This is a genomic window from Winogradskyella psychrotolerans (assembly GCF_018860565.1).
In the GTDB taxonomy this organism is placed as follows: domain Bacteria; phylum Bacteroidota; class Bacteroidia; order Flavobacteriales; family Flavobacteriaceae; genus Winogradskyella; species Winogradskyella damuponensis.
In genome coordinates this window covers 77,483-92,924 of sequence record NZ_JAHKPS010000025.1, presented here as the reverse complement: position 1 = coordinate 92,924, position 15,442 = coordinate 77,483, and the positions used below count along the sequence as shown (strand labels likewise).

The 15,442-nt window shown below is 33.4% G+C and carries 12 protein-coding genes; 7 read left to right on the top strand and 5 right to left on the bottom strand.

Annotated elements, in window-relative coordinates:
* Positions 1–3: 3 nt before the first annotated feature.
* The 6 genes from KO504_RS13245 to KO504_RS13220 all read left to right on the top strand — a co-directional run bounded on the left by KO504_RS13245 (position 4) and on the right by KO504_RS13220 (position 3,981).
* Complete coding sequence (locus tag KO504_RS13245) at positions 4–411, top strand: OsmC family protein (RefSeq protein WP_215927638.1); 408 nt, start codon at positions 4–6, stop codon at positions 409–411.
* Positions 404–1,378, top strand: coding sequence for a permease (locus KO504_RS13240; protein WP_215927636.1), 975 nt, complete (start codon positions 404–406; stop codon positions 1,376–1,378). Before KO504_RS13245 ends, KO504_RS13240 begins: the two co-directional genes overlap by 8 nt.
* A 19-nt stretch (positions 1,379–1,397) precedes the next feature.
* Positions 1,398–1,838 carry a nitrophenyl compound nitroreductase subunit ArsF family protein gene (locus tag KO504_RS13235; RefSeq protein ID WP_215927635.1) on the top strand — a complete coding sequence of 147 codons (441 nt, stop codon included), beginning with the start codon at positions 1,398–1,400 and terminating at the stop codon, positions 1,836–1,838.
* A complete protein-coding gene (locus tag KO504_RS13230) occupies positions 1,839–2,549 on the top strand; it encodes an aromatic aminobenezylarsenical efflux permease ArsG family transporter (RefSeq protein WP_215927633.1) in 711 nt (236 codons plus the stop codon). It begins immediately after the preceding gene.
* 312 nt (positions 2,550–2,861) lie between these two features.
* On the top strand, positions 2,862–3,161 hold the full coding sequence (locus KO504_RS13225) for an immunity 53 family protein (RefSeq protein WP_215927631.1): 300 nt from the start codon (positions 2,862–2,864) through the stop codon (positions 3,159–3,161).
* A gap of 91 nt (positions 3,162–3,252) precedes the next feature.
* Positions 3,253–3,981 carry a tRNA-uridine aminocarboxypropyltransferase gene (locus KO504_RS13220; RefSeq protein ID WP_289846252.1) on the top strand — a complete coding sequence of 243 codons (729 nt, stop codon included), beginning with the start codon at positions 3,253–3,255 and terminating at the stop codon, positions 3,979–3,981.
* Between the two features lie 22 nt (positions 3,982–4,003).
* Here KO504_RS13220 and KO504_RS13215 read toward each other — a convergent pair whose 3' ends face one another.
* Positions 4,004–5,356 (bottom strand): UDP-N-acetylmuramate--L-alanine ligase, encoded by a 1,353-nt coding sequence (locus tag KO504_RS13215; protein ID WP_215927627.1) that lies wholly within the window; start codon positions 5,354–5,356, stop codon positions 4,004–4,006.
* A gap of 209 nt (positions 5,357–5,565) precedes the next feature.
* The gene (locus tag KO504_RS13210) at positions 5,566–6,510 is read right to left on the bottom strand and encodes a tetratricopeptide repeat protein (RefSeq protein ID WP_215927625.1); all 945 of its coding nucleotides are present in this window, start codon (positions 6,508–6,510) and stop codon (positions 5,566–5,568) included.
* A gap of 185 nt (positions 6,511–6,695) precedes the next feature.
* Between KO504_RS13210 and KO504_RS13205 the strand changes: the two genes are divergently transcribed.
* Positions 6,696–12,986 (top strand): alpha-2-macroglobulin family protein, encoded by a 6,291-nt coding sequence (locus KO504_RS13205; RefSeq protein ID WP_215927623.1) that lies wholly within the window; start codon positions 6,696–6,698, stop codon positions 12,984–12,986.
* 63 nt (positions 12,987–13,049) lie between these two features.
* Here KO504_RS13205 and KO504_RS13200 read toward each other — a convergent pair whose 3' ends face one another.
* From KO504_RS13200 to KO504_RS13190, 3 genes are all read right to left on the bottom strand, one after another.
* On the bottom strand, positions 13,050–13,778 hold the full coding sequence (locus KO504_RS13200) for an SDR family oxidoreductase (RefSeq protein WP_215927621.1): 729 nt from the start codon (positions 13,776–13,778) through the stop codon (positions 13,050–13,052).
* 81 nt (positions 13,779–13,859) lie between these two features.
* Positions 13,860–14,384: a DUF4136 domain-containing protein gene (locus KO504_RS13195; RefSeq protein WP_215927619.1), complete on the bottom strand. Its 525-nt coding sequence runs from the start codon at positions 14,382–14,384 to the stop codon at positions 13,860–13,862.
* A 29-nt stretch (positions 14,385–14,413) separates the two neighbouring features.
* Entirely contained in the window at positions 14,414–15,406 is a 993-nt protein-coding gene (locus KO504_RS13190; RefSeq protein WP_215927617.1) for a T9SS type A sorting domain-containing protein, read from the bottom strand.
* Between the last annotated feature and the right edge of the window lie 36 nt (positions 15,407–15,442).

Here is a 15,442-nt window from a genome sequence, read left to right as displayed (position 1 = left end):
GTTATGAATTATCAAATCAAAGCCTCTTCGCTTTCTAATGAAGATGCTAGTATTCATATCAAAACATCACACATAGATTTTGGCACAACGTCAAAAACCGCTGACGTTTTACCCAATCCTGCCGAATTATTCTTAGGTTCATTTGCCGCTTGTATGCTTAAAAATGTGGAACGTTTTTCTGCTATGATGAAATTTAGCTACACCAAAACAACGCTTAATGTTAGTGCTACACGTCTCGACAATCCGCCAAGAATGGAAAACATCAATTATGAATTAACCATTTACACCAAGGACGACAAATTGAATGTGGAATTATTAAAAAAGAACATTGAAAAGTTTGGAACTATTTACAATACCATCAAAGTATCCTGTTCTATTTCTGGTACCATTAAAACCATAAAAAATGTTTAATTGGTTACAACATTTTGCAGATTGGTTCATCTATTCTATCTTAGGTATTAGTGCTGAAACCCATTTAGGAGTGGCACTCAATTTCTTTGTGTACGATACGCTTAAAATTCTGATTCTGCTTTTCGTTATCGTTTTTATCATGGGTATTGTGAATGCTTATTTTCCCATTGAACGGCTTAAAGATTACCTGAACAGAAAAAAACTTTACGGTTTAGAATATTTATTTTCTTCTATTTTTGGAGCGATTACACCCTTTTGTTCCTGCTCTTCGGTACCATTATTTATTGGTTTTGTACAAGGCGGCATTCCTTTAGGTGTCACCTTTTCGTTTTTAATCACCTCACCTTTAGTAAATGAAGTTGCGGTAGCCATGTTTATAGGTATGTTTGGTGTAAAAGCCACATTAATTTATGTCACTTCAGGTATTTTATTAGGTACTATTGGTGGTTGGCTTCTCGGTAAATTTAACCTTGAACCTTTACTTTCAGATTGGGTAAAACAGATTCTCGAAAACAAAATGCAACAAGCCAAATTTCAAGAAGAACATAGAACGTTTTACCAACGCTTACCAGAAATTACAAACGGAGCTTGGGATATAGTAAAGAACGTTCTACTATATGTCATTATTGGTATTGCTATTGGTGCAGCTATGCATGGTTATGTTCCAGAAAACTTTTTTAGTGCGTATTTAGGAGGTGGAGAATGGTGGACGGTTCCACTTGCAGTAATAGTCGCCGTACCAATGTATGCTAACGCAGCAGGTATTGTGCCTGTGATTCAAGTATTTGTTGCTAAAGGAGTGCCTTTGGGTACAGCCATTGCTTTTATGATGGCAACCGTAGGTTTATCTATTCCTGAAGCCACCTTACTAAAAAAAGTAATGTCCTTAAAATTGATTGCCATCTTTTTTGGAGTTGTTACGCTGTGTATAATACTTTCAGGTTACGTCTTTAACATCTTATTATAAACTATTAATCAATATACAAATGCGACAAACAATTAAAATATTAGTAATTCTAACAGTAGGTTTAATGCTAACAGCATGCAATGGCAAAAACAAAAGTGAAACGCAAAACTTAGATCAATCAATAAGTAAAATAGAGGTTTTAGACTTCCACTCTACACATCGTTGTATGACGTGCAATGCCATTGAAGCCAATACAAAATTCACGTTAGAAACTTATTTTTCAGATGAAATGAAAGCTGATAAAATTACGTTTCAAGTCATTAATGTTGATGAAAAAGAAAACGAACAAATCGCAGAAAAGTTTGAAGCTTCAGGTACAGCCTTAATTTTAAATGTGATTAAAAACGGAAAAGAAAGCAAAATAGATTTAACCGAATTTGCATTTATGAACGGAAATGATCAAGATGTATTTTCTAAAGAACTAAAATCTAAAATTGACACCCAATTAAAAACGCTCTAGATGGAATATCTAAAATCACTTTTAGAGATTTACAATATTCCCATTTTATCAGCCTTTATACTCGGATTAATGACAGCCATTAGTCCATGTCCTTTGGCAACTAATATTACGGCAACCGCATTTATCTCTAAAAATATTGCGAGCAAACGACAGGTGTTTTTAAGCGGATTATTATATGCTGCAGGTAGAGGATTTAGTTATACAGCTATTGGTTTAATCTTATATTTTGGAGCAAGCAAGTTTCATATTGCGCGGTTTTTTAATCAGAATGGTGAAAAATTTTTAGGACCACTATTAATTATAATTGGTTTGATAATGCTAAATATTATCAGGCTCAATTTTTTAGGAACATCTAATTTTCAAGAACAACTATCCGACAAATTTAAAGACAAAGGCTTACTCGGTTCTTTTTTAATTGGTGTTGTTTTTGCATTAGCGTTTTGCCCATACAGTGGAGCTTTATTTTTTGGAATGCTAATTCCGATGAGCATAGCGTCTGCAGATGGACTTTATTTACCCATAATATTCGCCTTTGGAACAGGATTACCAGTGATTTTATTCACTTATTTATTAGCCTTTACTGCTGGAAAAATTGGTGTATTTTATAACAGAATTACACAAATTGAAAAAATTATGCGAGCTGTTGCAGGTGTTGTATTTATCATCACGGGATTATATTATGTTGCTATTTTCACAGGATTATTAAAATAAACACTACTTCATATTTTTATACGTTCAACTTCTACACAAGACGACGCTAAATCAAGAGATAAAGATTATCTTGCAAGCTTTGGGTTGTTATATGACATGGATTTAAAAAAGCGCTAATTAAACCCAAAACGTCAGTTCGAGTGTTTAGTTAATCGAAGTGCAACTAAGACTAAATAAATGTATCGAGAACCATTTAGTTTCCTAGAGGTTCTCGATACGATTTTTCTAAAAGGAAAAAATCACTCGAACTGACGGAAGTGCAATGAAACTGACGAAAGAACAACAAATCAAATTCAATACCTTATAATACAAATGGAAATTTTAGAGTGGATACAAGATTGGTTCAAAAGTAATTGTGATGGAGACTGGGAAAAAGGTGAAGTGATTCAGATTACCACATTAGACACACCAGGTTGGGAAGTTGAAATTGATATCTCTAAAACATCTATAGCCAATTTAGAAATCAAATGGATTCTTAACGAAATCAATAGACAAGATTGGTATGGTGTAAAAGTTGAAAATTCAAAATTTTTCGCCGCTGGTGATGCTAGCAAACTTATTTTCTTGTTAGACCTTTTCAAACAGATGATTGATAAGATTGAGAATGAGTAATAATATATAAACGTATTCAAAGCGTTCAATAATTGGAAAATGAAAGTCTCTGTATATTTTAATCAATTAGAGAAACAAAAAGATATTTGACTTGCAAGTAGATATAAAAACCCACAGAATTACATGTTACAAATGCATGAGACCTTCAAGCACATGTATTTGTAAACACATTAGTCCATTTCAGACTAAAACGCGCTTTATTATTCTTATGCACCCAAAGGAGTACAAAAAAGAAAAAAACGGCACGGGACATATGACTAATCTTCAACTTGAAAATTCAGAAATTATAGTTGGTATAGATTTTACCAATAATAAACGTGTGAATGACATACTCTCTAATGAAAAAAGTGCTTTCTTACTTTATCCAGGAAAAGATAATTTCAACTTATCAATAAAAAAAAGTTCTGAAATAAATTCTTTTATGGAGGGTACTCCACACATCTTCATTCTTGATGGTACATGGCCTTGCGCTCGCAAAATGCTTAAATTAAGTAAGAACTTGCAAAAACTAAAGAGAGTGAGTTTTGATAATAAAATAAAATCAAAATTTATTATTAAGCAGCAGCCAGAATCGCTTTGTTTGAGCACTATTGAGTCCGTTTATACGGTTTTAAATTTACTTAAAGAAGGTAACGTAGAACAATGCGAAACAAAGGACTTCCTTATTCCTTTTGAAAAAATGATTGATTATCAGCTCGACTATATTCTATACCCAAATAGTAAAAACTATTGTCCAAAGGCAAACAGAGACATTAGTCCTAAGAACATCTATAAGACAAATACGCAAAGAAATACTGTTTTTGAACAAGAAGAGATCTAATTACTAAATAGATAATAGCGCTTTAAAAAAGTGCTTTCACCTCATCAAAATCCAAACCTCCATAATTACCCGAACTCATTAATAACAAACTCTTATTGTCAAATTTTTGAAAAAACAAGAAGTTTTTAAAGTCTTCTGGATTAGTATAAATGATTAAATCATCGCGCTCAAAAGCATTCGCAATTTGTGTTTCTGTAACTTTTTCGAGCTTCTTAATTTCTACAGCATGTGGAGAATAGAAAACGACAGCAACATCTGCAGCATCTAAAGCTCCTTTATATTCTTTTAGGAATTCGGCATTGAGGCTACTATAGGTGTGTAACTCTAAACACGCCACTAAAGTACGATCGCTGTATTGTTCTTTTACCGCTTTAGTTGTGGCTTCTACTTTACTTGGAGAGTGGGCAAAATCTTTATAAGCTACGCTAGTTTTAGATTCGGCAATTTTCTCTAAACGTTTGCTTGCTCCTTTAAACGTAGAAATGGCTTCGTAGAAATCGTCTTCATCGATGCCCATGTGTTGGCAAATCCATTTGGCACCAGCTAAATTATTTAAGTTATGCGCTCCAAAGACTTCAATTGGCATTGGACCTTCTGGAGTTTCTAATAATGTTTCCCCATCTTCAACCATGTATTCTGGAGTTTTGTAAGCTATTTTTCGAATCTGATTTTCTGAAGCTTCCACTACACGTTTGACTTCCGGATCTTCTTCGTTATAATTAATACTTCCACCTGTCACAATAGAATCTACAAAGATGCTAAACTGCTCCACGTAGTTTTCATACGTAGGAAACACATTAATATGATCCCATGCAATACCACTCAATAACGCAATATTTGGTTTGTACAAATGAAATTTTGGTCGCATATCTATAGGCGAACTTAAATATTCATCACCTTCTAACACCATAAAATCATTGTGCTCTGTGAGTTTTACCATCACATCAAAACCTTCAAGCTGTGCACCAACCATATAATCCACATCTCTATTATGATAATGCATCACGTGCAAAATCATAGAAGTAATGGTTGTTTTTCCATGACTTCCGCCAATAACCACACGTGTTTTATTTTTGGCTTGTTCGTATAAAAATTCTGGATAACTATAGATTTTCAAACCGAGTTCCTGAGCCTTTAATAACTCCGGATTATCTGCTTTAGCGTGCATTCCTAAAACTATCGCCTCTATATCTGAAGTGATTTTTTCAGGATACCAACCAAAAGCATCTGGCAATAAGCCTTTAGCTTCTAATCTCGATTTTGAAGGCTCGAAAATGGTGTCGTCGCTTCCTGTAACTTTATAACCTTTATTGTGAAGTGCTAAGGCCAAATTGTGCATTGCTGCACCACCAATAGCGATAAAATGTACGTTCATAGTATCCTTAAATGTATACCGTAAAAATACTATAAGTTTTTTGAAATGAGAATTTATCAAACAAGGTTCTCGATACGATTTTCTCGTTCCACAAAAATTACTCACACTGACACAAAAACGAAATACTAAACATAATCTATACGTCAGTACGAATGTTTCTTAATTCAAAGTAAAAAAAACAAATAAATGTATTGAGAAGAAGGTATAAATTAAATCGTCTCCTTAAATTCCTTAAACACATCAATATCAGGTAAGCCTAAAATCGCTTTATTTATCCAAACTAAAGCTTCTGTTTTATTATTCTTGTGTTTATAGATTTGTGCTAAGCGATAATAAGCCCATTCTTTAGGCACACCATCTTTTGCCGAATGGTTAGACAAATACGTTTTAAGGCATTTTTCACCTTTTTCTAATTGAATATTATAATCTGCGCACACCTTACCAATTTGATAGTGCATTGCATTACGCTGGTGTTTATCTTTAGCTTCTTCTAAATTACCTATAGCTTTTTCTGGTTGTTCTTGTCCTTCGTAAAATTCAGTTAACTTTTCATAACACGTTACAGAACCACCCACTTTTATAGCTAATCTATAATATTTTTCGGCAAGCTCTGGTTCGTCATCATATTCATAAACATAGCCTTTAGCTAAATAACCATCAACTTTAGATAATTCCTCTAATTGTTCTGCATACATTAAAGCTTTAGAAAAACTTCCTCCAACAATACCAGGAAGCGAAACATACAATTCTACCAAAGCCCAACGTGTGTCAATATGTTGGGGATCCAGTTGAGCTGCTTTTAAAAATGATTGTTTAACATCTCCAATAATGCCAAGCGCTTTAATTTTACTTATGCTCAAGGCTTTCATTCCCAAAGCACCACCATACTTATAGTGATAATTAGCATTATTTGGTCGTTTTTGCTTTAAAATTTGATATTGCGCAATAGCCTTATCCCATTTTTTCTGATGGCCATAAGCATCACCTAAAAGTTCTATTCCTTTTAAGTCGTTTGGATTTGACTCTAAAAATGCAGTCATTTCATTTTGAGCCTTTACAAATTGCTTTTTAGCTATAAACGCTTCCGCATTCGCTATAGAGTTTTGGGAAAAACAAAATGATGATAGTAATAACACAAACAAAAATCTAAACATAAAAACAAGGATTCTTTCAACAAAAATACAATTTAATAACGCTCGGTTTCCTCAACAAATTGTTAACTTCACTCATCTAAATAAGACTTTTACTCATTAGACCTGTTTTTGGAATACCTTTTGAAGGTATTTTGTAGAAAATTATTACAGTTAAACTAAAGATTACCGCATTTACGGAAAACACTATGAAAAACTATATCTCTATACTCATGCTCATTTGCTTTGCTTCTTTTTCTAATGCTCAAAATGAATTTGAAAATCAATGGAAAAAAGTACATAAGCTCGAAAACGAAGGCCTTACCAAAAGTGCTTCTGATCTGGTTGAAACCATCTATCAAAAAGCGATTAAAACCAAAAACACGCAACAACGTATTAAAGCATTATTACATATTAGTAAATATATGCTCATCCTTGAAGAAGATGCACAACTCAACATCGTAAATCGTTTTAAATCTGAAATTGAGTCTTCAAAAAGTAATGCAACTAAGCCCCTATTGGAAAATATGCTAGCAACCATGTATTGGCAATATTTTCAGCAAAATCGCTACCAATTTTATAATCGTACCAAAACGTCTCAAAAAGTGAGTGATGATTTTAGAACATGGGATTTACAAACTTTATTTAGTGAAATTCACACCTATTTTCAACGTTCACTTAGCAATGACACACTACTTCAACAAGAATTATTAACTAATTATTCTACACTTTTAATTGAACAAGACAACTCTAAAGATTATCGTCCAACATTATACGATTTACTAAGTCATAATGCCCTAAACTTTTATAAAACAGACGAAAATAGTATTACACAGCCTGCATACAAATTTAGTATTGATAACAAAGCATTTATTTCAGATAGTGAGCGTTTTATCACTATAGATTTATCATCTAAAGACACATTATCACTTCAACGCAATGCCTTAAAAATCTATCAAAATTTAATAAAGTTTCATAAAAAAAATAAAGCGACTAAAGCTTTTGTAGAAATAGACATTGAACGGCTAAATTTTGTAAAACAACATGCTGTATTTTCTAATGTAGACCATTTACTTCTAGAAACTTTAAGATATAAATCAAACGCATTAGCATCTTCTGAATTATCGACTTTATATGATTTTGAAATTGCTACAATATATTATACACAAGGCAACTCTTACAATAACACTATTAAAGACAGTGAAGACAACACCAAAAACCGCTGGAAATTAAAAGAAGCGCTACAACTTTGTAATTTGGCAATTTCTAAATTCCCAAATAGTGATGGTGCTCTAAAATGCAAAGTTTTAATTGAGCAAATTCAACAAGCTAATTTACAATTACAAACTGAAGAATTTATTAGTAATAACTCTCCTTCAAAAATCTTAGTGACCTACAAGAATTTAGACGCCTTAGATTTTAAAATATATAAAATTTCACAAAACCAATTAGAACGTTATAATCAAATTTACAGAGCGAAAGAGAAGCGTGATTTTTTCAACAAACTGAATCCTGTTGAAACATTTTCAAAAGCATTAAAATCTGAAGGCGATTATCAAAGTCACAGCACAGAAATTGTATTACCACATCTAGAAAATGGTCTATACTTAATTAAAACAAATACAAATTCTGAACATGACGTTTTTGCAACAGCCCATATTCAAGCTACAAATTTAGCATTGATTGAAAGCTCAGAAAACGACACGCATTTGTATCAAGTTATCCATAGACAAAATGGTAAACCTTCAGCCTATGCAGAAGTTGAATTATCGTATGCAAACAACAGAGATAATAAGCGTTCAACAAAGTACTTTACAACAGACCGTTTTGGTAAGTTCGAATTTAAAAAGAATACCAACTACTATAGAGATGTTCAAATTAAGGTTAAAACTAAGGATGAGACGGGTTACTTTGGAGAGTTCTATATCAATAGAAAATACGACCAAAACAAAAATAACGACACACAATACCGCAACTTTTTATTCACAGACAGAAGTATCTACAGACCAGGCCAAACCGTTTATTTTAAAGGTGTCGCAACCAAATCTAAAGACGGAAAAACGGAAGTATCAGCTCATGAGGTTTCAAAATTAAGATTGAAAAATGTGAATGGTGAAGTTATAAGCGAACTTTTATTAAAAACCAATGCTTTTGGTTCAGTACATGGTGAGTTTGTTTTACCTAATGATGGCTTAACTGGTAATTTTAGCATTGATATGTTTTCACATAGTTACGGCTACACACACATTTCAGTTGAAGAATACAAACGACCGAAGTTCAAACCAGAATTTCAACCCATTACAGAAACTTACAAAGTAAACGATAGTATTGCCGTAAACGGAACGGCAATCGCTTTTGCAGGTAGTACTATTACAGATGCTAAAGTAGTATATCGTGTAAAACGAAATGTAAGATTTCCGAGTTGGTATTATTGGAGACGTCCATATTTTAATGCGGAAGCTCAAGAAATCACTTTTGGAGAGACCAAAACAAATGCTAAAGGAGAATTTGAAATTACATTTAAAGCACTTCCTGATGAAAGTGTTTCTAAAGACAATCTTCCTGTTTTTAATTATGAAATCACAGCAGATGTAACAGATCTTAATGGAGAAACTCGTTCTACATCTACCATTGTTAATGTTGGTTACCATGCCATGACACTCAATATTATTGCTCCTCAGAAAATTGATAAAGCTCAAAAAGACGTTGAATTCACTTTAACGTCTCAAAATCTTAACGGACAATTTGCACCAGCAAAAGGACAATTAAAAATATATAAACTAAATGCACCAAATCGTGTTTTAAGAACAAGACCTTGGCAAGCCCCAGATTACCAAACACTTTCTGAAGCTGAATTTAAAACACTATTCCCTAACGAACCTTATAATAATGAAGAGCAATTAACCAATTGGAAAAAAGGAGACGTAGTTTTTAGCACAACATTTGACACTGAAAAAGACAAAACCATAACGCTTAAAAAGCTTAATAAATGGAATTCTGGCCAATACATCATCGTTACAGAAAGCAAAGATAAATTTGGACAACCTATAAAAGACCAAATCTTTACTTCTCTTTTTAGTGATAAAGACAAGACCATAGCAGATAACCAAATTTATGAAGCACAGTTAGATAAAAACACTTACGAAATTAATTCGATGGCAAAATTAACCTTAGGTTCTGCCGCTGAGAACATCACAGTTACTGTAGAAATTGAAAAGGACAAGACAATTATAATGACACAGTTAGTCCAACTCAACAATTCTAAAAAAACAATTAGTATTCCTGTAACAGAAAGTGATTTAGGCGGCTTTACAGTACACACGTCATTTGCAGCTTTTAACGAATATAAATCTCAGAGTTTTAATGTTAGTGTCCCTTATCCGAGTACTGATTTAGACATTGAAACCACCACTTTTAGAGATAAATTACAACCAGGACAAGATGAAACTTGGAGTTTTAAAATTAAAGGACCTCAAGGAGATAAAGTGTCTGCCGAATTATTAGCAAGCATGTATGATGCCTCTTTAGACGAGTTTAGAACACACAATTGGAATTTTAATCCTATTAACACCCCTGTTTATCATGGAAGACTAGGTAAAAATTCAAGACAAAGTTTTGGAACTACTAATTTTAGAGTATTCAATAATTTTTATACAGATGTGACATATCCATATCAAGGTTATGATGAACTGAATTGGTTTGGATTTTACTTTGGAAATAATTACAGGTACTTAAGTAAAAGCAAAAGGCTTTCTTCACCAGAAGCTGTGGCGATGGTTTCAGATTCTGCAGAATTAGAAGAGGTTGTAACTGTTGGTTATGGTGAGTCTGCGGAAAACAAAACGGCTTTGAATAATTTGAATGGAGCAGTTTCAGGACTAAATATAACATCTAGTTCAGGTCAACCTGGATCTGACAGCTCTATTATTTTGAGAGGCATAGGATCTATAACTGGTAACAGTGAACCTCTTTTTATAATCAATGGAAACATAGCAACAGAAACACAATTTAGATCTATCGAAGCTTCAGATATTTTAGAGTATACGATCTTAAAAGCTGAAGAAGGAACTGCTCTATATGGCGAAAAAGGTAAAAACGGAGTTATAATAATTACAACTAATCAGAGTCTTAGCGACTTGCAAAAAGTCGAAGTCCGAAAAAACCTAAACGAAACCGCGTTCTTCTTTCCACAATTACAAACCGATAAAGATGGCAATCTGAGCTTCAACTTTACAGCACCAGAAGCTTTAACCAAATGGAAATTACAACTCTTGGCGCATACTAAAACGTTAGAAAGTGTCGTGACACAGATGGAAGCTGTAACTCAAAAAGAATTAATGGTGATACCAAACGCACCACGTTTTTTAAGAGAAGGAGATCAAATTACAATTAGCACTAAAATTGCAAATCTTACCGACAATGAATTATCTGGAATGGCTCAATTGATATTAACTGATGCTGTGACCGGGAAGTCCATTGATGCAGAACTTTCAAATTCTAGTAACACCTCTCCTTTTGTAGTTGATGCGAAAGGCAATACACAAGTAACTTGGAATTTAGAAATCCCAAAAGGCATACAAGCTGTACAATATAAAATTATTGCTAAAGCAGGTGCTTTTAGTGATGGCGAGCAAAATGCCTTACCTGTTTTATCAAACAGAATGCTAGTTACAGAAACGCTACCAATGTGGATTCGTTCTAATGAGACCAAAACATTCACTTTAGATAAACTGAAGAATACGACCTCAACAACACTTACCAATCATAAGTTGACTTTAGAAATGACCTCAAATCCGGCTTGGTATGCTGTACAGGCTTTACCGTATTTAATGGAATATCCCTATGAGTGTAATGAGCAGACTTTCTCGCGTTATTATGCAAATGCATTAGCACAACACATTGTACAATCGAATCCTAAAATTGAAGCAGTATTCAATCAATGGAAATCGACTGACGCATTACTTTCTAATTTAGAAAAGAACCAAGAATTGAAATCATTATTGATTCAAGAAACACCTTGGTTACGTGATGCACAGTCTGAAACCGAACAGAAAAAACGCATTGGGTTGTTATTCGATTTAAATAAAATGAATAACGAATTGCAATCTGCCATAAGAAAACTAAAGAACAACCAACACAGTTCTGGAGCTTGGCCTTGGTTTAATGGTGGACGCGACAATCGCTACATCACCCAACATATTATTGCTGGGTTTGGGCATCTAAAACAACTAAATGTCAGCCTGAGCGCAGTCGAAGGTTCTATGATCAAAAACGCCATAGACTATTTAGATACCGAATTTGTTAAAGAATATAAAGACATTAGAAAGTACAACAAGGATGCTGATTTAAACAAAGATCATTTATCGCATACCCAATTGCATTATTTATACACACGAAGTTTTTATTCTGAAATGACTCCTTCTAAAGAGGTTCAAAATATTATGGATTATTACCAAGGACAGATTCAGAAATATTGGTTATCGCGTTCATTATACTCGAAAGGCTTAATGGCTTTAACCATAAACCGAATGGACGATTCTAAAACAGCTGGTAAGATTATAAAATCTTTAAAAGAAAATAGTATTACTTCAGATGAATTAGGCATGTACTGGAAATCAAATACGAATTCTTGGTATTGGTACCAAGCACCAATTGAAACACAAGCGCTCATGATTGAAGCATTTTCTGAAGTTGGTAATGAAATACAGAGTGAAGCGAAGAATCTAGCAGACATTGATAACCTAAAAATTTGGTTACTAAAGAACAAGCAAACCAATCAATGGAAAACCACTAAAGCAACGACTGAAGCAGTATATGCTTTACTACTTCAAGGTAGCGATTGGCTTAGCGTTACAGAACAAGTAGACGTTAAAGTTGGTAATGAAACCATTTCACCTTCAACATTAGAAAACGTAAAAGTAGAAGCTGGCACAGGGTATTATAAAACCTCTTGGAATGGTTCTGAAATTAAATCAGAACAAGCCGATGTTACCATTACTAAAAAAGGTGAAGGCATTGCTTGGGGAGCTTTATATTGGCAATATTTTGAAGATTTAGACAAAATAACTTCAGCTGAAACTCCTTTAAAGTTAAGTAAAAAGTTGTTCTTAAAATCGAATACCGATAAAGGTGAAGAAATCACCGAAATTACCTCAGCAAGTCAATTAAAAGTAGGAGATTTAATTAGAGTTAGAATTGAATTGAGAACCGATCGCACTATGGAATTTGTACATCTTAAAGACATGCGTGCTGCTGGTTTAGAACCTATAAATGTATTATCGCAGTACAAATGGCAAGATGGTTTGGGGTATTATGAAAGCACCAAAGATGCGGCCACCAATTTCTTTATGGACTATTTACCAAAGGGGGTTTATGTCTTTGAATATGATTTACGAGTGAGTAATGCTGGTAATATGAGTAATGGCATTAGCACCATTCAGAGTATGTATGCACCAGAGTTTAGTAGTCATAGTGAAGGCGTTAGAATTTCAGCAAACTAACAGTTAATATTCTAAATTAAAAAAAGAGGTTTCTAATTGAAACCTCTTTTTTCTATACTTTACTTATCCTTTACTTGGAGGCGTGGTAGGCCTTACTTCTATTTTACTTGGTAGAGTTCTTGGATTCATTTTTAATAAATCAATGACCAGTTCTCCGATATCTTCAATTTGAATTTTCCATGCTTGTTCATCACTTGGTGTATTTCCATTAAAATGCGTCGATACAGAACCAGGCATGATTGTACTTACTTTAATTCCGTATTGTCTTAAATCTAGCATCACTGCCTGCGTAAATCCTGTTACACCAAATTTACTCGCATTGTATGCAGAACCACTAGCAAAGAAGTTAGCGCCAGCTAAACTTGAAATGGTAATATAATAACCTTTTGATTTTTTGAGTTCCTGAACACTAGCCTTAATAGAATTAAACACTCCAGTAAGATTTGTATCAATGGTGTCATTCCACTGTTCTGTTGTTAAATCCTCAATACTTGCAAAATGCCCCAAACCAGCATTAGCTATAACAATATCTAACTTGCCAAATTTTGACACTGCTTGTCGTACGGCTACTTCCTGACTATCTAGTCGTCTTACATCAGCTTCAACTCCTATTATAGCATCTAATTTATTTGTTTTTGCTGCCAATTCTTGAGCTGCACTTTCAGCGGAATCCTGATGCCTACTCGTTATAACTACTTTTACTCCTTTATTTAATAATGCTTCTGCAACACCATAACCGATACCTTTTGTACCACCTGTAATAAGTGCTACTTTTCCTTTTAATGCTTCCATTTCTTTTGAATTTCAGTTGACACCAAAATTACAAAACACTGAAACAACGTTGAAGTTAAAACTGTTATGAAAATGATAAAATTACTTTTCTAACTTAGGCGGATAGCTTGCAAAAATTTTTTCCACTAAAGCCTCAAACTGTGCCTGACGTTTCTCTGGTGTTGCATTAGGATTATAACTACTTTCACTCACGGCTTGCCAAAACATTCCTGTTTTAGAATCATCAACAAATTCAATAACAATTTCTCGTGTTTGCTTATTCATTCCTACAGGAATTCCTATAGCAACTCCACCTCCAACGTGTCCGCCACCTCCTCCAATACCAATACCAACATTACTTTGGTTTCGGCTTTGGATATCTTGACTTTGTATATCGATATAAAAATCAGGGTAATCTGATTTTAATACCCCCATTGTTTTGAGCTTTTTATCCATAGCTCTGATTAAACGTTTGGTATCTAATTCGCTTAGACCCGTTTTCATGTCATCAAAATAATTATAACTCTTGTAATTACTAAATTCTGTTGATTTTTCGTAATCGTAATTGACTATTGTACCACATGAGGTGATAAAAAATACTATAAATAGAAACCTTAGCTTTTTCATTTTTTTAGTTTAAAGATACTAAAAACGCATTACGCTTTTATCACAAGTTTTGTTAAACTCCCTTGCTTTGTCGTAATTTTAATAAAATAAACTCCCGATTGAAAAGCTGTTAAATCTAATTTATGCGTGTTTGTTTCTAAGATTTTTTCACCAGTACTTGAATATATTTTTAAACTTTCAAAATTCTCATTATTGAGACCATCAACAAACAGAATTCCAGATACGGGATTGGGATAAATTTCAAATAATTCCTCTTCAACTTCACCTAGAGATAAGCTTTCACACGCTATTTCAACTTCAGCATTTGAATTGCAACCCAAAGCATTATTCTCAATTAAAATAGCATTATTCTCAATTAAACTACACACCAAATCATTCTCACAAACCGCAAGTTGGATATTATTAATAATCTCTGCCGTCAACGAATTATTCAATTGCGTTGTATTCAATCTAGAAATATCAGATAGACTTGCGTGTTCTCTGATATATAAAACAGGGTCTTGAACTAATCCTCCAATAATATTTAGATTCTCATTTAAACCATTCAAGTCAGATAACAGATCGTTATTTTCTAAATATAATGTGATAAACTCAGTTATATTCCCAGCTCCTTCCAAAGATGTTAAAGCAGACATGTCTCTAACTAAAAACACCACAGGAACATTAACGGTGTAATTATTTAAAAATAATATGTCCTGAAACATTGGGTTGTTATCTATAACGATAAAAGCATCTTGCTCGCTCAAACCCGTAATTGTAATAGCGTCTAAGCCTTGCATATTACTAAGAGAAGTATCATTAATAAGAAGACTTCCTACGGCATTTATCTGAGACAATGGAGAGAGATCTACAATATCATTTCCTTGAATAATAAGAAATCCTTCAATAGTCTGACAATTTGGGTATTGAACTTCGAAATTATCTACAGCAGATTGTCCAAATAATACAACATCTCCTTCAGGACATTGACCAAAACTAGCTGTAAAAAAGACTAGTGCTATAAGGTTTAAAAATGTTTTCATATTGAATAAGTCAAAAAGGTCTGTGTTATTTTTTTG